This window comes from Paenibacillus luteus, assembly GCF_006542765.1.
Taxonomy (GTDB): domain Bacteria; phylum Bacillota; class Bacilli; order Paenibacillales; family Paenibacillaceae; genus Pristimantibacillus; species Pristimantibacillus luteus.
Genome location: NZ_SKCD01000033.1, coordinates 174670 through 193623, shown reverse-complemented (window position 1 = coordinate 193623; position 18954 = coordinate 174670). Strand labels below are relative to the sequence as shown.

At 47.8% G+C, this 18954-nt stretch carries 18 protein-coding genes and 1 tRNA gene; 4 read left to right on the top strand and 15 right to left on the bottom strand.

The window, feature by feature from the left end; all coding sequences use genetic code 11:
* Positions 1-136: 136 nt before the first annotated feature.
* The 10 genes from E0496_RS23075 to E0496_RS23030 all read right to left on the bottom strand — a co-directional run bounded on the left by E0496_RS23075 (position 137) and on the right by E0496_RS23030 (position 11221).
* On the bottom strand, positions 137-373 hold the full coding sequence (locus E0496_RS23075) for a hypothetical protein (RefSeq protein ID WP_141504131.1): 237 nt from the start codon (positions 371-373) through the stop codon (positions 137-139).
* 18 nt (positions 374-391) lie between these two features.
* On the bottom strand, positions 392-1615 hold the full coding sequence (locus E0496_RS23070) for a Ger(x)C family spore germination protein (protein WP_161601527.1): 1224 nt from the start codon (positions 1613-1615) through the stop codon (positions 392-394).
* The gene (locus tag E0496_RS23065) at positions 1612-2718 is read right to left on the bottom strand and encodes a GerAB/ArcD/ProY family transporter (RefSeq protein ID WP_141504129.1); all 1107 of its coding nucleotides are present in this window, start codon (positions 2716-2718) and stop codon (positions 1612-1614) included. Before E0496_RS23065 ends, E0496_RS23070 begins: the two co-directional genes overlap by 4 nt.
* Positions 2715-4286 carry a spore germination protein gene (locus E0496_RS23060; RefSeq protein WP_141504128.1) on the bottom strand — a complete coding sequence of 524 codons (1572 nt, stop codon included), beginning with the start codon at positions 4284-4286 and terminating at the stop codon, positions 2715-2717. The genes E0496_RS23065 and E0496_RS23060 overlap by 4 nt, the downstream gene beginning before the upstream one ends.
* Positions 4283-5386, bottom strand: coding sequence for a GerAB/ArcD/ProY family transporter (locus tag E0496_RS23055; protein WP_206669840.1), 1104 nt, complete (start codon positions 5384-5386; stop codon positions 4283-4285). Before E0496_RS23055 ends, E0496_RS23060 begins: the two co-directional genes overlap by 4 nt.
* A 161-nt stretch (positions 5387-5547) precedes the next feature.
* A complete protein-coding gene (gene ispG / locus E0496_RS23050; protein ID WP_141504126.1) occupies positions 5548-6657 on the bottom strand; it encodes a flavodoxin-dependent (E)-4-hydroxy-3-methylbut-2-enyl-diphosphate synthase in 1110 nt (369 codons plus the stop codon).
* Between the two features lie 194 nt (positions 6658-6851).
* The gene (gene clpX, locus E0496_RS23045) at positions 6852-8108 is read right to left on the bottom strand and encodes an ATP-dependent protease ATP-binding subunit ClpX (RefSeq protein ID WP_141504125.1); all 1257 of its coding nucleotides are present in this window, start codon (positions 8106-8108) and stop codon (positions 6852-6854) included.
* Between the two features lie 16 nt (positions 8109-8124).
* On the bottom strand, positions 8125-8718 hold the full coding sequence (clpP, locus tag E0496_RS23040) for an ATP-dependent Clp endopeptidase proteolytic subunit ClpP (RefSeq protein WP_139991008.1): 594 nt from the start codon (positions 8716-8718) through the stop codon (positions 8125-8127).
* 231 nt (positions 8719-8949) lie between these two features.
* Positions 8950-10239, bottom strand: coding sequence for a trigger factor (gene tig, locus E0496_RS23035; RefSeq protein WP_141504124.1), 1290 nt, complete (start codon positions 10237-10239; stop codon positions 8950-8952).
* A gap of 88 nt (positions 10240-10327) precedes the next feature.
* A complete protein-coding gene (locus tag E0496_RS23030; protein ID WP_141504357.1) occupies positions 10328-11221 on the bottom strand; it encodes a hypothetical protein in 894 nt (297 codons plus the stop codon).
* Positions 11222-11472: 251 nt separating this feature from the next.
* Between E0496_RS23030 and E0496_RS23025 the strand changes: the two genes are divergently transcribed.
* Both E0496_RS23025 and E0496_RS23020 read left to right on the top strand, forming a co-directional pair.
* A tRNA-Arg gene (locus tag E0496_RS23025) sits at positions 11473-11549 on the top strand.
* A gap of 30 nt (positions 11550-11579) precedes the next feature.
* Positions 11580-12353 carry a LysR family transcriptional regulator gene (locus tag E0496_RS23020; RefSeq protein WP_141504123.1) on the top strand — a complete coding sequence of 258 codons (774 nt, stop codon included), beginning with the start codon at positions 11580-11582 and terminating at the stop codon, positions 12351-12353.
* A gap of 43 nt (positions 12354-12396) precedes the next feature.
* On the opposite strand, the gene E0496_RS23015 is transcribed toward E0496_RS23020, so the two are convergent.
* Positions 12397-13005: a P-loop nucleotide/nucleoside kinase family protein gene (locus E0496_RS23015; RefSeq protein WP_141504122.1), complete on the bottom strand. Its 609-nt coding sequence runs from the start codon at positions 13003-13005 to the stop codon at positions 12397-12399.
* 165 nt (positions 13006-13170) lie between these two features.
* A complete protein-coding gene (locus E0496_RS23010; protein WP_141504121.1) occupies positions 13171-13500 on the bottom strand; it encodes a hypothetical protein in 330 nt (109 codons plus the stop codon).
* A gap of 140 nt (positions 13501-13640) precedes the next feature.
* Here E0496_RS23010 and asnB point away from each other — a divergent pair, with 140 nt between their 5' ends.
* Positions 13641-15485, top strand: coding sequence for an asparagine synthase (glutamine-hydrolyzing) (gene asnB / locus E0496_RS23005; RefSeq protein ID WP_141504120.1), 1845 nt, complete (start codon positions 13641-13643; stop codon positions 15483-15485).
* Between the two features lie 99 nt (positions 15486-15584).
* Here the strand turns inward: asnB and rdgB are convergent, their stop codons facing one another.
* From rdgB to E0496_RS22990, 3 genes are all read right to left on the bottom strand, one after another.
* Positions 15585-16247, bottom strand: coding sequence for an RdgB/HAM1 family non-canonical purine NTP pyrophosphatase (gene rdgB, locus E0496_RS23000; protein WP_141504119.1), 663 nt, complete (start codon positions 16245-16247; stop codon positions 15585-15587).
* Between the two features lie 5 nt (positions 16248-16252).
* Positions 16253-16990 carry a ribonuclease PH gene (gene rph, locus E0496_RS22995; RefSeq protein ID WP_141504118.1) on the bottom strand — a complete coding sequence of 246 codons (738 nt, stop codon included), beginning with the start codon at positions 16988-16990 and terminating at the stop codon, positions 16253-16255.
* A 179-nt stretch (positions 16991-17169) separates the two neighbouring features.
* Positions 17170-18222, bottom strand: a complete 1053-nt coding sequence (locus E0496_RS22990; protein WP_141504117.1) for a GerMN domain-containing protein — start codon at positions 18220-18222, stop codon at positions 17170-17172.
* Between the two features lie 131 nt (positions 18223-18353).
* Here E0496_RS22990 and E0496_RS22985 point away from each other — a divergent pair, with 131 nt between their 5' ends.
* Positions 18354-18893, top strand: coding sequence for a phosphatidylglycerophosphatase A family protein (locus E0496_RS22985; RefSeq protein WP_141504116.1), 540 nt, complete (start codon positions 18354-18356; stop codon positions 18891-18893).
* Positions 18894-18954 lie beyond the last annotated feature (61 nt).

The window sequence follows — 18954 nt, the reverse complement described above, 5'->3', positions numbered from 1 at the left end:
GCGTAAACGGCCGAAGCCGTAAATTAGTAAAGCTCGTATATTCAAACGATCCGTTATATGCATGCCTACGTAATAGTATTGCCTCTATAAACTGGTAATAACCGCTGGGAATGTTATTTTTCAGGAAGCCCTCCCGTCAAGTCAACCAACTCATGAGGTTTATAAATTGTTTTAACGGCATAAGTAGGCCGGACATTATGGATACCGGCGTGACTGGTGGCAAGCCATAGCTTCCGGAAGCAAATAAATACACCGCCCATACGGACATGACGGCATAGATTACGCAGCTCTGATATTGCTTTTTTTTGATCAGCGGCTTCATTCCAAGCCACATGGCTGCGATGAGAGTACATGCGATAGCGATTGTTGTCAAATCCATAGCCTCCTTCCGCTACTTACCTTCCCTTAGTTGATTCACATTGAGCGGTTGATTGCTGAGGCCCACATTGGTCATCGTAATATCCGCAGAAACTTCCAATTTTATTTCGGAGAATACGGCATCCCAATCCTTCTTCCATGTACGCCACCCTTTGCGGTATTTGCGATGAGCCATATCCGCAAAGCCCACGGCATCCGTATGAAGCTTTTGAATCGCCTTCCAGCCTGAATCCGTATAACGCAAAATCTCCTGCTCAACAGCATTCTCCATTTCCGAAACAACCTTCGGGTTATAAAAATCAACGGTAGCGCAATCTGACTGCGTTAGCACGGCGCTCCCTTTAATATGTACTTTTACATTCATTTGCCCATCGTTCAGCGATGGCCTTAGTTCAGTTCTAGAAGGTCCTACTACGACGGTTAAATTATTCGCTTGATTACTGGGACAACCAAACGTTAGTACGGTGTTCTTTACGTCATTCCGGATAAAAGCGACGCCTAACGCTTCCGTTCGGGACAGCCAGCCTACCATTCTGTCCTTCTTGAGCACGGCAACCCTGCCCAGCTTTATTTTCGCTGGCAAGGTTGTGCTATCGAATACTTTCAAAGAGGAAGCATCCGAATTTCCGGAAACATAAACCTCCGGCAGCAGCGCGCTTGCGGAATCGCTAGCCAAATTCATAGCCAGCTGATACATCTTAACCTCAGGAAGAACGGAGGTGTGCTTCGCTTCCAAAATATTGATTTCCCTTATGCCGTCGCCGGAAATTTTCTGGATTTGCATCATCTGCTCCAATATCTTTCGAGAGCTGCCTGGCGTAACGAGCACATCTACCGTTTCACGGGCATCTGTATTGCGCAAATAAACATCCAGCATCGGATTTAGTCCGCGTCTTGCCGTCTCTTCACTAACGATAATGACGCGGTTATGTGCAAAATAAAGCTTTCGCGGACTCTCGAAAAAACTTTTAGAATTAGCTTCCCTTATCGTTTTGCCAACCGTTGAATAGACGTTGACTGGCGCGCCTGCTCCTCCGCCTGTGATACCGATCCCCGAGGAAATGGAAGAAGGAATAACGACCTGGAAGGAGACGACCCAATCCTCCCCCTTACGGTCAATCGAAGTCGCAGAGGTAATGGCCAGCTCATTAAGTTCAATCCTGTTCCAGCAGCCCGAGAGCAGCACAGTGCAAAGTAAAAAAAGAAACCCCAAAGCTAATAATCGAGGATTTCTCACAAGCCTGCCTCCCCTGTGCCCGATTTACGCCGTCTGAAGAGAAGAGCGCACCAAAGAATGCAGCATATACCGTAATTGCTGATTAAAAAAAACAAGCTCAACGTCGTGTAACTGAACTCGGCAACGACAATATTGCTTGGCCATGAGTACATAGCCGTAGCAATGACTAGCGCACTTCCTGCGACGTACAAACTTAGATGCGACTTCATTCTAAAAGTGTGTGAGAGGACATGGAAAAAACCGAAGAGGAAGACCGATACCTTCGCGAACATCGATGCCGTCCACGCCGAAAGGAGCAATACGTCGACACGTTCCACAAACTGGCCTATTTCAACCGTACCAATGGCTGCAAAGGCAGGATAGGCCAACGCACCGATGATTTTGGTACCGAACACCGCTATCGTCACTGCTGTGATAAGCGTGATCATGATGCCAGCGAGAAGTGTTCCCCATACGGCTATGCGAATCGCTGATGCTTTATTTTCCAAAAAAGGGACAAGCAGCAGCAGCAGCGTTGCAATTTCCGAGAGCCAGCCGAGCGGCATGATGCCAGCCGGAATATGGCGTACAGGTGCAATGTCAAGGATGGGGAGAAACTGCTTGAAGTCATACTGCCCCCATAACAGCACAATGTTAATTGCGACAAACACCAAAACGAACACCAATACGATAAAATGGACACGGCCCATAGCTTCAATTCCTTGCGATACCATGTATACTGATACGAGTACGATAATGCCTACCAGCATAAATAGAGGCGTGTTCATCATAATTTGCTCAGACATATAATTCGCGAACTGCCTAATCATCGTTGCTGCGGTTATGAAATAATAAGCGCACAGCAAAAGTCCGATGACGGACGAAACCAATCTCCCGAAGCTGCTCTCCAACCAGGCCATCAGCGAAGATCGGTCATTGTGACGCGCAACGCTACCGATGGCATAGGCAAACAAAAGACCAGCAGCGAGAGCGAGTAGAACTGTTATCCAGCCATCCTGTTTGGATATTTGGATCACATAACTCGGGATAAACAAAATAGAGCTTGGAACGATTGCATTGACTACAATCGCTATCGCCTGCAGGCTCGAAATGCGCTGCTTCACTCGACATCACTGCCTTTCTTGTCGGAATCAGCATCCTTGTCCGTGAGGCTGCTAGGCTCCCCTTGACGCACACTTGGCTTCTGGTTGGGACCAGCCGGACGCTTATTCATCGCCCACCAAGGAACCCTAATGAAAACATCCTTTAAATTGCCCGGTACGAGCGGCGATATCGGAGTCAAATAGGGTAGGCCGAATGAGCGGAGCGCCGACAAATGAGTCAAAAGAAGCATCAATCCCGCTAAGATGCCGAACACGCCAAAGGTACCTGCCAATATCATCAAGGCAAACCGGATCAAACGTGCCGCCGTCCCCATATTGACAGACGGTATAACGAAGCTGGCAATGGCCGTAAACGATACCACGATAACCATCGCAGCCGAAACTAACCCTGCTTGCACCGCTGATTGCCCGAGCACGAGAGCCCCGACGATCGAAATCGCGGGACCGATGATCCGAGGCATCCTCACGCCTGCCTCCCTTAAAATTTCAAAAGTAATCTCCATAATCATCGCTTCGATAAGCGCAGGGAACGGCACCCCTTCCCGCTGAGCAGCAATGCTGATTAACAGTTGGGTTGGAAGCATTTCCTGGTGAAAGGTCGTTATCGCAATGTAAAGAGACGGAAGCAGCATCGATGCAAAAAAAGATCCAAAACGAATTATCCGCAGAAAGGTTGCGATATCATATCGTTGATAATAATCCTCGCTGGACTGAAAAAACTTAACAAACGTGACTGGTGCGAGCAGCACAAACGGGGTCCCGTCGACAATGATTGCCACTTGTCCCTCCAGCAGTCCTGCCGCAACCGCATCTGGCCGCTCGGAATTCTGAAGAAGCGGAAACGGAGTAAAGGTTTTATCCTGAATAAACTCTTCAATATATCCGCTCTCCAAAATACTGTCCGTATCAATCGCATCTAACCTTCTCCGCACTTCCTGTACAACTTTTTCTTCGGCTATATTTTTCATAAAGACGACAGCGATCGTCGTACGTGTCTGATGCCCAATGATGCGGTACTCCATCCGTAGATTAGCCGATTTAATCTTATTTCGAATAAGCGATGTGTTGGTATGGAGGCTCTCCGTAAAGCCTTCTTTGGGGCCGCGGACAACGGTCTGCGTGCTCGGCTCCTCCACCCCTCGCCTGTCCACGCCGCAAGTATACGCGGCAATCGCTTCAACCGACCCATCTATCATGATAACTGTGTTTCCTTCGAGCATGGCGAGCAGCACTTCATCAATACTCTCTAGCTTCTGAACGCCGCCAATGGCTAACGACCGGTACATTAAGGTTTGAAAAGCGGATTCTTCCTCTTGTCCCTCACTCCCAAGCGGCGGTTCTGAAACGATGCTCATGACAAGCATATTGACAACATTAGCGTCTGTCATGCCGGCAATATAGAGCAGTGCCGCCTTGCTATTTTTGTACAAATGCAGCTGTCTGATGATGATATCTGGCTCTGTTCCCAGCTCATCAGTGACCAACTTAATATTTTGTTCCAGCTCCCTAGATAGCGGCGTGGGCTCCTTGGAGTTGGCGTCAATGCTTAATTTAAGCTCTTTTTTCATTCTGCAAACACCTTTTCATTCCGTCTTCTTCTGATAATTGCCAGCATGAGCAAAAGCACCGGCACTACGATTTGAAAGAGTGGAAAATGATATTTCACATTATATTGGAAGCCAAACCATACCTGCTCCAAATAATTTCTGAACATAAAGGACCCGAAGTAAATGACGGCGCCAACAATCATAATGATGTACTTGCTTGGAAGCTTAATGAACTTTGACAAGGCAAGCACCGCACCAAAATAATAGGCAGTCAATTTAAAAAAAACGCCTGTAAACAAGAGCAGCGCTACAAATGGATCAATACGCTCCAAAAACTGTGAAAATTCAATTAGGTTGGTTAACTGCATGAGGGGAATGGCTACCGTCCCAGCCAGATTCCCCAAGCCTGCATAAATAAATATATTGGTAATGGTGATAAAGCATCCGGAGAACAAATAACATTTGACCGCCAGGCTCGTCATCTTGCCATGCTTTGCAGCGTACTTCCAAAACATCAAAAAAAGAATCAACTCGCCAAATGGAAAGGAGATGAGCTCCGGGAAAGTCGCACGCCAAACGGTTTGAAAGCCATCATCAAAAATCGGCGTCAAATATTCAAGATGAAGCAGACCAGAGCCTGCAATAAGTGTAAAGAGGATGATATAAATTCCAATCACTATAGGTAAAATAGCCTCTGCCATGCGAAAAAAAACGTCCAAGCCATGAAAGACCGTATAGACTGCAAGCAGGCATATGATCAGCATTAACGCTGCCAACGGCGTCTGTGGCAGCAAATACATGATCATTAAATCTCCAAACTCTCGTACATTGCGAATCGATTCATAGCAAAAGAATAAGACGTAAGATAAACAAATGACGTATCCTATTGGCTTTCCCAATAGCTCGAATATGATCTCAATTAAATCCTTGCCAGGCATTAGTCTAAACAAAGCAAGGTTTACTCCGCACAGCAAAACCAAACCGCACAGCATACCTGCAAAAACAGCAATCCATGCATCCTTGGCGGCATCGCTCGCAAGCAAAAACAAAGAGGAGCTTCCAATCAAAAACAACACGATCATAGATCCAAGCTGATTCAGACTTATGCGCTCCAACTTCACCCCGCCTTTGCTCGTAGCCACTTCATGCGCTGTAAACATTATTTTCCCTTATTTTACGAAAACTATGCAATTAGATTAAGAGGCGCTGAATGTCTTTCATTTAGAAACAAAAAAGAGGCTGATTTGCGTCTACTTAGACGCAAATCAGCCTCTTTCCCTCATTATGCCGGCGCATGATGCTTGCGCCCAGGAATTTCACCAGTCGCTTCAAACACACGCACAATTTCATCAATTTCCTTCTTCAGCTCGTTCAGCAGCTCAGCCTCAGGCACTTTGCGAATGAGCTCTCCATAACGGAACAGCATGCCTTCGCCTCTCGCGCCTGCAATACCGATATCCGCTTCCCGAGCTTCACCAGGGCCGTTAACCGCACAGCCAAGCACAGACACCTTAATAGGCACTTTAATCTTGGCAATGTAATCTTCTACCTCGTTAGCAATAGAGAATAGATCAATATCCAATCGGCCGCAAGTCGGACAAGACACCAGCGTAGCTGCATTTGTAATCAAACCAAACGTCTTCAGCAATTCGCGGGCAACTTTAACCTCTTCAACCGTATCAGCACTCAAACTAATTCTAAGCGTATTGCCGATGCCAAGGGCAAGCAATGCACCGATACCAGCTGAGCTCTTGATCGTGCCCGTGTGCAGCGTACCCGCTTCCGTGATACCCAAATGGAGGGGGTACTTAATGACCTTCGCCGCCATGGAGTATGCTGCAATCGCCATAGGCACATCCGATGCTTTAAGAGATACGATAATATCGTGGAAATCAAGCTCTTCGAGAATTCCAATATGGAACAACGCACTTTCGACCATCGCTTCCGGCGTTGGATAACCGTATTTCTCTAGAAGATGGTTTTCCAGTGAACCAGCGTTTACACCAATCCGGATGGGAATGCCTTTTTCCTTACAAGCCTTTACTACGGCTTCTACCCGCTCCCGGCGACCAATGTTGCCCGGATTAATCCTAACTTTGTCAATACCGTTCTCAATGGCTAGCAGAGCAAGTCGATAGTCAAAATGGATATCCGCAACGAGCGGAATATGAATGCGTTTCTTAATCTCTTTAATCGCTTCTGCAGCTTCCTTGTTGTTGACCGTAACCCGCACAAGCTGGCAGCCGGCTTCCTCAAGACCCAATATCTCGGCAACGGTCGCTTCGACATCCGCAGTCTTGGTTGTGCACATGCTTTGAATAAGCACTTCATTGCTGCCGCCAATCGTAAGATTGCCGACTTTGACCGGTACCGTATCTTGACGTAAGTACATATGCTTATCTCTCCCATTAACGTCAAAGTCCACCCTTTGACTGGCGGCAAAAAACCGCACGGCTGGGTGGAAACAATGACGGTAGTCAAGCGCAAACGACTGCCGCCATGATGAAGGGGCGGCTGCCGTTTCGCGGTGAAATATAAGCCGTGCTATAAGAGCAATCCTATAGCCTCTTATATTTGAGCGCGGGTTTACGCACTCTCTTCCTTTTTCTTGCTTTTCTTAGCTGTAAGTTCCGGCATGATTTTTTCCTGAACCGTCTGCTCAGTAATCAAGCAGGTGCTAAGATCATCGCGCGATGGCACTTCGTACATGACCTCAAGCATAATGCTTTCGATGATGGCACGCAGTCCCCGAGCTCCTGTATTACGCTTAATTGCTTCTTTCGCGATCGCATCGAGAGCAGCTGGTTCGAAATCAAGCTTGACGTTGTCCATCTCAAGGAGCTTCTGATACTGCTTAACAAGTGCATTCTTCGGCTCGGACAAGATCCGAACAAGTGCTGGCTCATCAAGCGGCTCCAGTGTAGAAATGATTGGCAAACGTCCTACAAACTCTGGAATCAAGCCGAATTTGAGCAGATCCTCCGGCAATACCATCGTGAGGTATTCGCCTGCTTTCAAATCCTTCTGCAATTCGCCTGAAGAGCTAAAGCCAATGACTTTCTTGCCGATCCGGCGTTTAATCAATGACTCAAGGCCATCGAACGCACCACCGCAAATGAACAAGATGTTTGTTGTATCGATTTGAATGAATTCTTGATGTGGATGCTTACGTCCGCCTTGCGGTGGAACAGAAGCTACTGTACCTTCAAGGATTTTCAATAGTGCTTGCTGAACACCTTCGCCAGAAACATCACGCGTAATTGAGGGATTTTCTGATTTGCGGGCAACTTTATCGATCTCATCGATATAGATGATTCCACGTTCAGCCTTTTCTACGTCGTAATCTGCAGCTTGAATCAGCTTTAGCAAAATGTTTTCAACATCCTCGCCGACATAACCCGCTTCCGTTAGCGAAGTTGCATCTGCAATGGCAAAAGGAACGTTCAAAATTTTAGCCATCGTTTGCGCAAGCAAGGTTTTGCCTGATCCAGTAGGACCTAACAGCAAAATATTGCTCTTTTGCAATTCGACGTCTTCAATTTTACTTCCAGAGTTAATCCGTTTGTAATGGTTATATACCGCTACAGACAACGATTTTTTCGCAAATTCCTGACCGATAACATAAGAATCCAAAATAGCGCGGATATCTTTCGGTTTCGGAATATCCTTCAGATCAAGCTCTTCCTCATTGCCGAGTTCTTCCTCAACAATTTCAGTGCACAACTCGATACATTCATCGCATATATAGACGCCGGGACCGGCAACCAATTTACGTACTTGATCCTGCGATTTGCCACAGAACGAACATTTCAACTGGCCTTTTTCGTCGTTGAATTTAAACATGTAATCACCCCTTCGATTAAATCGTCGATACCGGTGCTGTAATCACCTTGTCAATCAAACCGTAGGCAAGAGCCTCTTCCGCGCTCATGAAATTGTCACGGTCGGTATCGCGGTCGATTTTGTCATAAGGCTGGCCGGTGCGATCTACGTAAATTTGGTTCAGCTTTTGTTTGGTTTTCAAAATCCAGTCCGCATGGATCTTGATATCGGAGGCTTGACCTCGAACGCCGCCAAGCGGCTGATGGATCATAACTTCCGCATTAGGGAGCGCAAAACGCTTGCCTTTGGCGCCAGCGGTAAGAAGTAGCGAGCCCATGCTTGCTGCCATGCCCATGCAAATCGTGGACACTTCAGGCTTAATATATTGCATCGTATCAAAAATACCCATTCCCGCGGTCACGGAGCCGCCAGGAGAGTTAATGTACAGATGTATGTCTTTCTCTGGGTCGTCGGCCGCCAGAAACAGCAGCTGTGCAATGATGGAGTTTGCTACATCATCATCGATTGCGCTCCCAAGGAAAATAATGCGGTCCTTCAGCAAACGGGAGTAAATATCGTAAGAACGTTCCCCGCGATTCGTTTGTTCGACTACGATCGGTACTAGATTCATGCGACCAACCTCTTTTCGTTTATGACTTTGGTTACTTACTTATTGTAACACGTCGTTGTTATGATGTCATTTTTCCAAGTACTAACAGTATACGACGACGGCCGTTCGATATGTACGGAGTTTAACCTCCAAGGCAAACACATTTCATATGTAGGGTCAAAATAAGGCACGTACCAATGACGTGCCTTATCCTGAGTCAAACCATTTATTTAATTATACTTATGTGAACGATTATACAGTCTTGCTGTTTTCAAGCAAGAACTTGATTGTTTTGCGAAGCGAAATATCTTCTTTCAGGCTGTTCAAGTTGCCGTTTTTCTCGAAAATGTCGCGCAGCTCTTCCGTAGGACGGTTGTAAGATTTGGACAGCTTCTCAAGCTCTTCGTTCAAATCTTCGTCGCCAGCAACGATGCCTTCTGCTTTAGCAATTGCATCAAGCACAAGGTTGTTACGAACACGTTTCTCTGCATCTATGCGCATTTGATCGCGAAGAACCGATTCGCTTTGTCCGGAGAACTGGAAGTAAAGCTCCATGTTCATTCCTTGCATTTTCAAACGGTTTTCGAAATCTTTGAGCATGTAATCAATTTCAGTAGCGATCATCGGCTCAGGAATTTCAACTTCAGCAGCTGCTGTAGCTTTGTCAACTACTGCTGTCTCACGAGTTTGCTCGCCTTCTTGGTCCTTGCGCTCTTTCAATTTCCCAACAAGATCTTGCTTGTACTCTTCAAGCGTATCGAATTCGCTAACATCTTTGGCGAACTCATCGTCCAAAGCTGGAAGGCTTTTACGTTTGATTTCGTGCAGCTTCACTTTGAACACAGCTGGTTTGCCAGCAAGGTGTTCTGCATGGTAAGCCTCTGGGAATGTTACTTCAACATCTTTGAAGTCGCCGATTTGCATGCCGACTACTTGCTCTTCGAAGCCTGGGATGAACGAGTTGGAACCAAGCTCCAGTGAATAACGCTCCCCTGCTCCGCCTTCGAATGCTTCGCCGTCTACATAACCGTCGAAGTCGATTACTGTGATGTCGCCGTTTTCTGCAGCGCCTTCCTCAACAACGGAAAGCTCAGCATGACGCTGCTGCAAACGCTCCAGCTCAGCTGCGATTTCTTCTTCTGTAACTTCGGATACAACCGCTTCAACTTCCAAGCCTTTGTATTCGCCAAGAGTAACTTCTGGCTTAACGATAACTTTTGCTTTGAACTTGAACGTTTCGCCTTTTGCGAATTGCTCAACATCGATCTCTGGACGGTCAACCGGCTCAAGATCATGCTCTTTGACTGCATCGGAATAAGCATCTGGAAGCAAGATGTCAATTGCATCTTGATACAGGCTTTCAATTCCAAAACGGGATTCGAAAATGCCGCGCGGCACTTTACCTTTACGGAATCCAGGTACGTTTACTTTTTGAACGACTTTCTTAAATGCTTGATCAAGAGCGACAGTGACTTTCTCCGCTTCAACCTCCACGTCGATCGACACGATGTTCTTGTCTATTTTTTCCCAAGTTGCTTTCATTTTATGCCTTCCCCTCCGAAAATGCTCATGCATCAGTAGTTATCACGTTTCATAAACCATTCTATTATAAACAAGCTGGGCCAGATTATCAAGACTCTGGTTCATCATCGCCCGATTGCTGTAGGACAGCCACCTGCCTGAGCGCCTTGCATGCTTGTTCATAACGGAATCTTAAACCTTCGGTAATGCCGTATGTATCACGAATATCGTCATCGTTCGCCGAGCCGTAAACGGTAAGAAGCAGCGTCAAATGCAGCGCAGCCGCAAAATAATCAACCGTATCCTCGTCTTCCCTCAGCATCCAATGATAAGCCGCCGTACCATACAAAAATTGCAAACTTTCCTTCCAAAGCTCTCTGGCAAAATGCGGCAAGGTCGGATCATCAACCTCAGCAACCTGCTCCGTCCGCTCCAATATCCGATTGACCGGCGATGGAAAATCGTCCATAGAAAGGGGCGTGGCGTCTAACTCAAGCTCTACGGTCTCTCCCAGCCTCTCAAGCACCAGCGAGCCTTCCGCGCCCCGCTTGCGGAGGCATTGAAGCGCCTTAAACTGAACGACCGGGTGAACCTGCTGGGTAGCCAGCCAGTTCCTGATGGATTCATTCAGATCCGAAGATTGAATATAAGCAGCGCGTTCAAGGGCAAGTATTTGCTGATCGATCATCGGATGATTTTGCATAATGTAGATCACCTGATTTACGTAGGCTTCGTCCTGATCGGGAGGGTTCAGCAGTTGCTCGCGTATCGCAGCTTCGTCCTCTTCCTTATCAGGCGCCGCCACGAGAAAACCGGTGCCGTCCCCACTATGTCCGTCCTCAGGGAAAGCCATGTCGAGCCATGTCAGAAGGCTGTCCCATTCTTCATAATGGCGCGCATCCTCGCCCTGGCATTGCAGCAAAAAGCGCAGCAATCCCTTGGCCTCCCCGTATTGCTCCGCTTCTAGCATACGGGTTAACTGTACCTGATAATGGTCCAGCATGCTAGGGAACAAGTAAACGTTATCCTTGTTGTCGCCTTGTGTGTCATTGGGAGTCGTAATGATAACACCGCCTTATGGTCACGCCGTTTGTTGATTCGTTCAATCTTGCGATCGATTATACCATGTACAAGCAAAAGAAAAAACAAATGTCGCATATGAACCGTCTATAATTCATATAATTCAATAAAAAGCATATAAATATAAAAAATAGCTTGCAATAAAATATTACCATGTGTTATATTATTTCTTGTGTCCCGGTAGCTCAGCTGGATAGAGCAACGCCCTTCTAAGGCGTCGGTCGGGAGTTCGAATCTCTTCCGGGACGCCATTAATACTTCCATTTAAGCCACCTTAGTCGGTGGCTTTTTTGTTGTTTAGCCGTGCTGCGGATCGGCTTGGGTATGTCCAATCAACGATAACGTCTCATATCCGCCATTTGGAGAATGCCAGTGGCAAAAAACTGTTTCACCGGCTGCCTCGCGGAGTGGAGCTCACGGAAGCTGGCTTGCAGCTTGCTCCCTTTGCTTATCAATTCCTTCAGCTCGGCCAATTTACCAAGATTAAGCTTCATTTAACTCCCGGCCTGCAAAATGATATTACTGCTCAGGTAGTAAACCGAAGCATCGACCTAGGCATTGTGCCCAAACCGCCGAATCGCGAGGATCTTCTGTTTATGCCTCTTTTGGAAGAGAAGCTCACGCTCATTTGCTCACCATCCATATGGGAGCACTTCGAACGGCTCGGGTGGAGTTCCTTATATGACTGCTCCTTGATCAGCTTCGGAGATCAGTGCATTTACCATACTTATGGGCGTTCCGTACTTGAGGAAGCCGATGTATCCCTTACGGATCACCTAACTTTCTCTAGTGTCGAACTAATTAAGCAGACGGTTGCATGTGGTATGGGAATTGCTTTCGTACCCGCTTCGAATATCGTTCAGGAGCTAGCTGCCGGGACGCTTGTCTCTTTGCCCTACAGCTATGACATCACCTTGACACATGGGATCATTACTCCTAAATCCATTGAACATAACGATGCTTCGCAAGCCTTCATTTCGCACTTGAGAGCACATTTCTCAGAGCATTACGTCTTTTTCCAGAAAGAAAAAGGGGCGGTTTCTTGCAGTAAATAACCGCAAGAAACCGCCCCTTGTTTATTTAACGATGCCCATTCGTTTAAACCGACAAGGTTGCCTGCTTTTCAGAAATAAATTGGAATAATTGCTCTGATTTCTCATCGGTAAGCTCGCCGCTGTTATCAAATATAAGTACAGAGGAGCTAGGTATTTCCCAGTTGATTTGCGGGACAAACTCGATTCGCTTCTCAAAATCGCCCCAGTTGTTCAGCTTCCACTGATCACGCTCGGTCTTTCTCCCAACAATGCGGTTCTTCTGCAGCTCCATATCCTGTAGGGTCACAACGACGACCTTCACATCCACCGTTTGCAGCGTCAAGCCTGCCGCTTCGACTACCTCTTCAATCCATTGCTTATTTTTCAGTTCTGCCGTAAAGGGCGAAATCATAAACACGTTCTGCCCAGCAGCCAAATTTTCAATGCATACATCTTTGGCCGTATCGTATTCTAGATCACGCAAATGTGTTTTGTAATAGGCTGAATCACGGTCTCTTTTATCCAGTCCGTTAAGTTCAAGAATAGCTTCAACAAATCTGCCGCCAATCGTATCCCGGTCCAAAAATGCTGCAGAAATGCGCTCCGCCAGCTTCCTTGCTACTGTTGTCTTGCCTGTGCCTGCGACTCCAACGAAAAAAACTAACTTTTGCAAAAGTAAAACCCTCCACCATTTTTTGTAGAAGTATATCACTTTTAAAGTTGATTTAATAGATTAGAATGCAGCAAGAAAATGAAAGCGCAGCACTATTGGATTCGTAAAAAAAGATGCCTCTCAGCCTTTTCACTGACGAGACATCCTCCTTCGTTCTGAACCGGGTCAGAGAAGCTGCATCGATTCAATATGACGCTTGGTTTCATCTGTGCCATGCTCATACAGCTTTTTGTATACTTGCTGGATGAGTCCATCATACCCTGCATTAATCTGGCTGTCGCTTGCCGCGCCAAAAGGACTATGCGAGAAATGAAACATCTCTGCCTCATCCATACTGGAAAGCTCGTCAAACAGCTCGCGCAGCTTGATATGCTCCTCCTCATTCAGGTTTACAACAAGCTCATAAGCTGCTGCTTGAGGGTCCTCTAATATTTGCCCGGCCTGAACCGATACATAATAGGGCTTGCGTTCACCGCCTGCTTCCAAATCTGCCATTACCCTCATGCTCCTTCCCTACCTGCTTCACTTTTGCAGCTTCCTATAGCATCCCCTGTTGGACAGACATTTTATCCCTTTTTTCGCATATAACTGATATTATCGCTACTTTGAGACAGCAAAAGAGAGGAATGAGATCGATGTGTGGAATTACCGGCTGGATCGATTGGAACCGTGATCTGACTAAGCATAGTGAGAGCTTAGAAACGATGACTGACACCCTTGCACCGCGCGGTCCCGACGCTTCCGGCACGTGGATATCAGCGCATTGCGCCTTGGGACATCGGCGTTTATCCGTCATTGACCCGGAGAACGGAGCTCAGCCGATGATCCGCCATACCGGTGACGACAAATTTGTCATTGTTTATAACGGTGAATTGTATAACGCGCTCGAGCTGCGCAAGGAATTGGAAAGCAGGGGCAGAACTTTTACGACAAACTGTGACACCGAGGTTCTTCTGGTCGCCTATATGGAATGGGGCAAAGGCTGCGTGGAGCGTTTTAATGGTATTTTCGCATTTGCCATATGGGATGTTGCCGAGCAAGAGCTGTTCCTCGCACGCGACCGGCTTGGCGTAAAGCCGTTATTTTATAGCACGCAGGACGGTTTGTTTATATTCGGATCGGAGCAGAAAGCCGTTCTCGCTCATCCGGCGGTACGGCCTGAGGTCGGAGCTGAGGGACTTGCTGAAATTTTCATTTTGGGTCCCGCCCGCACGCCCGGGCATGGGGTATATAAGCAGATATGTGAGCTGAGGCCAGGACGCTGTATCACGGTCAATCGCTCAGGCGTCAAGACGGTTACGTACTGGCAGCTTCAAAGCAGTCCCCATGTGCAGAATATTGATGAAACGGCAGAACGTGTGCGCGAGCTGCTAAAGGATACCGTGGAGCGACAGCTCGTTTCAGATGTTCCGGTATGCACGCTGCTCTCGGGCGGCTTGGATTCCAGTGCTCTGACGACTCTTGCCGTGCAATATTACAATGATAACGGTCAAGGAAATGTCCACACGTATTCCGTGGACTATATTGATAATGACAAGCATTTCAAAGCCCACGCCTTTCAGCCGAACAGCGATGCGCCCTGGATCGAAAGAATGACCACGCATCTAGACACGATACATCATCCAATCCAATTCGATACGCCAGAACTAGTGGGAGCGCTAAAGGCCGCTACGCTGGCCCGTGATTTGCCTGGCATGGCCGATGTCGATGCTTCCTTGCTGCTCTTCTGCCATGAGATCAAGAAGGATGCCACCGTAGCCATTTCCGGCGAGGCGGCCGATGAAATCTTCGGCGGTTATCCCTGGTTTCACCGGGAAGAGGCACTGAACGCGAATACTTTCCCATGGTCGCTGGCATCAGCGATGCGCGCAGACCTGCTTGCTCCCGACGTCGCTTCTTGGATCAAGCCGCTGGACTACATCGGAGACCGATACGCGCAAGCGATAGCCGAGGTCCCTCATTTGGATGGCGAAAGCGAGCAGCTGCGCAAGATGCGGCAAATGTCGTATTTAAACATTACACGCTTCATGCCTACGCTGCTGGACCGCAAAGACCGCATGAGCATGGCTGCAGGGCTTGAAGTGCGTGTTCCCTTCTGCGATCATCGCCTTGTAGAGTACGTATGGAATATCCCTTGGGAAATTAAAACCTCCGGCGACCGGGAAAAAGGCATCTTGCGCAAGGCGCTGCGCGGCGTGCTTCCTGAGGACGTCCTGACACGCAAAAAGAGTCCGTATCCCAAAACGCATAATCCAAATTATTTGGCTGCCGTCAAAGGACTGCTGCTAGACGTGCTGAATGATCCAAGTTCCCCTCTCCTTCCATTGATTAATGTCAAAAAGGTCAGAGAGCTTGCGGAGTCGGATTCCGCCAAATCGAATATTCCTTGGTTTGGACAATTGATGTCTGGCCCTCAGTTGTTTGCCTACTTGTATCAAGTCAACCTTTGGCTGAAGCAATACAGAGTGGTTATTGGCTAGCTCTACATGGCCGGCATTAAAATAGGATACAAAAAAAGCAACCCCTCTTCTTGAGTCCGTTAATCGGCTATCAGAGAGGGGCTGTTTTTTTTATTTTAATTATGCTTGTTCCAGCTGTGACAGCAGAAGCTTCAATGCTGCACCGCGATGGCTGATCTGCTGCTTCTCTTCCTTGGACAGCTCGGCCATACCACGGCTTAGCTCAGGTAGCCAGAACAATGGATCATAGCCGAAGCCGCCTGAGCCATGCGGCAAATCAGTAATGACGCCATCGACCGTACCCTCCGCTTCAACAAACAAGCCAGTTGCCGGGTCATACAGAGCTAACGCACATACGAACTGAGCATCGCTCAGCTTCTGCGAGCCATCGGGCAATTGACCTAAATCAGCAAGCTTCTGGTTCCCTTGCAAGTGCTTAAGCTCACGGATCAGCTTTGTGTTATTATCGCTGTCCGAAGCCTTCTCGCCTGCATAGCGGGCAGAATAAACGCCAGGCTCTCCGTTTAATGCAACGACGCGCAGTCCTGAATCATCCGCAAGCACGGGGACGCCCAGCACATCACCCGTCGTCTTTGCCTTAATGCGTGCGTTAGCCATAAACGTATTGCCGTCCTCGACAATGTCCGGGATTTGCGGATAATCGAGCAAGCTAGCCGTATTTTTACCCAGCTTCTCAAGCGCGAAAGCGAATTCCTTTATTTTACCGGTATTTTTCGTAGCTACGACGATCACATCATGTGATAGCACCGAATGCTTGGCCATATGTGTTAACCTCCAATACGGGCGCCGAGCGGTCCAAGCACTTCCTTCTGCTTGCCAATAAGCTCCAAGATACCCGCTTCTCCGAGCGCCAGTAGCTGATTGAGCTCATCCCGCGAGAAAGGAGCGTCCTCACCCGTTCCCTGTACCTCAACAAATTTGCCTCCGCCCGTCATAACGACGTTCATATCGACCTTGGCTTTGGAATCTTCCTCGTAATTCAGGTCAAGCAAAGCTTTCTCCTGAATAACGCCTACGCTTACGGACGCCAAAAAATCAGTAATGGGGTATCTTGCAAATTGTACTTTTTCTGTCAGTTTGTTCACGGCGATAGCCAGTGCAATAAACGCGCCTGTAATCGACGTCGTACGAGTCCCGCCATCGGCTTGAATAACGTCGCAATCGAGCGTAATCGTCCGCTCTCCTAGCGCCTGCAAATCGACGATGGAGCGCAGGGCCCGCCCAATTAGACGCTGAATCTCCATCGTCCGACCTGTGAGCTTGCCCTTGGCTGCTTCACGGATGTTCCGTGTGTGTGTTGCGCGTGGCAGCATCGCGTACTCCGCATTAATCCACCCTTTTCCTTGCCCCTTCATGAAAGGGGGAACCCGCTCTTCAATACTTGCTGTACAGATGACCTTTGTCTCTCCAACTTCAATGAGTACTGATCCCTCTGCGTATTTATTCACACCTGTCGTTATGGTTACCGGCCGAAGCTGGTTCGGTTGCCGACCGTCGTTTCTCATGCTCATTTCCTCCCGAGTCAAACATTGTATTATTAGAAAAATGCTCCATCCCATCCAACAATCCTTCCTATTTTAACAAAGTAAAAGTCGAATTGCATCTGTAGGCCTATAAAAAGAAAAAAACCGCCCAAAGGAATCTCCTTTGGGGCGGCTTATTCTTTACTATTGAAGTGTTAACATCAAGATTTGATGGCATTTACATGATGTGGTCTGCCTACCGGCTCGCTGTAGGAATTGTTCGCCGTATCGACGACATCGGACTCACCGTTCACTTTAATTTGTACCGTTGTCGCATTCGAATTTTCCGTCACCGACAGCACAAGCGCCTGCAGCATTTCTGCCGGAAGCTTCTGGCCACCTTGATAGCCCTCATCCTCCAAATCAACCGTGACGACATCTCCGTCCTGCACAATGTTTTTCACTTGCACGTCAGGGAGAATAACGCTGGTTAGTTCTTTTTTGTTAAGCGGACCCGAGATAAGCTGTTCAAGAGCCGCTTGTGTAGGAGAAGACGAACGGGCAACAAGGCGAGTCACCGGAACATAATACTGCTCATCGCTGAGCGTCTGTGCTGAGAAGTAGAGCGTAACCGGTGTCGACTGTGCGTAATTCACACCTTCGGCAGCTTCGATGTTAATTCCAACTGCGCGAGTCAATTTATCGTCAAGCGGGAAGCCATCTTGAGGCATTTCAGGAAGCTTGGCCCCTTCATACCAGATTTCAACCCCTTCAATTCCGGTCATAGCGGTTAGTGTCCATGTGATTGCCTCTACAATTGTTCTCTCATCCTGTGGATTATAGCTGGCAAAGGGCTCGGAAAATTCAACGGTGGCGAGCTTTTGTTCCTTATCATATTTATACGATTTAATCTGAGTCCCCTGCGGAATGACCGCGCGGAAATCCTCAGGCAGCTGGCTCGCGTACGCTCCGTTCTCTACCATCATTTCAAGCGCCTTTTGCGCAGCTACTTCATTTGTGCCCAGTGTTGTTTGCAGGGAAATTGGAGCCAAATAGCCATTGCGATCCTCCAAATACACCGTCATTTGCGTATCTCCGCCGGGAAGCACAACCTGTCCGGTTTCTGCGCCATCCACGCCTTCCTTTACCTCAACCTGCGGCGGATCGATTGACTTGCTTGTCTCTTGCGAGAACAACCCGCAGCCAGCGGTAAGAATGGGCAGAACCAACACTCCAGAAAGAACAGCACCCCTAATCCATCTTTTTTGAACCATATTGACCTTTCCTCCCTAATCAAGTTTTGCCTGGCGGCTTTGTACAACTCCTTATTTGTAGTACTATGTATACGAGCCCTTCCCTTTTTTAGACCAGTTTTGTCCATAAAATCCTAAGGGGGAACAAAAACATGTCCAATCCCGAAATTTACAGCCTAAACAGCCGCAAAGTGGCTGAGGCGACAGACGAATGGCTCCTCAAACGCGGAGTAACCAAGCTGGCTATCGCCGAGCTTGTGCATTTTTTGCAAAAAGACTATTTCCCTGGCTTAACTCCTGAGGATTGTATCGTCCATATTGATGCCGTCCTATCGAAGCGCGAGGTACAAAACGCCGTATTGACCGGCATCCAGCTTGATATCCTCGCCGAGGAAGGCAAGCTAATGGCCCCGCTGCAGGACATGATCAAGCACGATGAGAGTCTTTATGGATGCGATGAAATTTTGGCATTGTCCATTGTCAATGTGTATGGCAGCATCGGGTTTACGAATTTCGGTTATGTAGATAAGCTGAAGCCCGGCATTCTCGTTAAACTCAACGACAAATCCGACGGCGAAATCCATACATTCTTAGACGATATCGTGGGGGCTATCGCTGCATCGGCTGCAAGTCGGATGGCTCATCGCAGACAAGCAGAGCGCGAAGGTGTTACACAGCCTCCGCTGGATTAGCTAGGACGTCTTTCGAAGTAGCTTGCTTCGCAAATTCTTAAGTCTAAGCTTTCGAAGCAGG

Coding starts and splice junctions, on each gene's coding strand:
- E0496_RS22990 (WP_141504117.1), bottom strand. CDS start 18,222: ATGGTTCAAAAAAGATGGATTAGGGGTGCTGTTCTTTCTGGAGTGTTG.
- ispG (WP_141504126.1), bottom strand. CDS start 6,657: ATGTACTTACGTCAAGATACGGTACCGGTCAAAGTCGGCAATCTTACG.
- rdgB (WP_141504119.1), bottom strand. CDS start 16,247: ATGGCCAAGCATTCGGTGCTATCACATGATGTGATCGTCGTAGCTACG.
- clpX (WP_141504125.1), bottom strand. CDS start 8,108: ATGTTTAAATTCAACGACGAAAAAGGCCAGTTGAAATGTTCGTTCTGT.
- E0496_RS22985 (WP_141504116.1), top strand. CDS start 18,354: ATGTCCAATCCCGAAATTTACAGCCTAAACAGCCGCAAAGTGGCTGAG.
- rph (WP_141504118.1), bottom strand. CDS start 16,990: ATGAGAAACGACGGTCGGCAACCGAACCAGCTTCGGCCGGTAACCATA.
- E0496_RS23010 (WP_141504121.1), bottom strand. CDS start 13,500: ATGGCAGATTTGGAAGCAGGCGGTGAACGCAAGCCCTATTATGTATCG.
- clpP (WP_139991008.1), bottom strand. CDS start 8,718: ATGAATCTAGTACCGATCGTAGTCGAACAAACGAATCGCGGGGAACGT.
- tig (WP_141504124.1), bottom strand. CDS start 10,239: ATGAAAGCAACTTGGGAAAAAATAGACAAGAACATCGTGTCGATCGAC.
- asnB (WP_141504120.1), top strand. CDS start 13,641: ATGTGTGGAATTACCGGCTGGATCGATTGGAACCGTGATCTGACTAAG.
- E0496_RS23030 (WP_141504357.1), bottom strand. CDS start 11,221: ATGCTGGACCATTATCAGGTACAGTTAACCCGTATGCTAGAAGCGGAG.
- E0496_RS23060 (WP_141504128.1), bottom strand. CDS start 4,286: ATGAAAAAAGAGCTTAAATTAAGCATTGACGCCAACTCCAAGGAGCCC.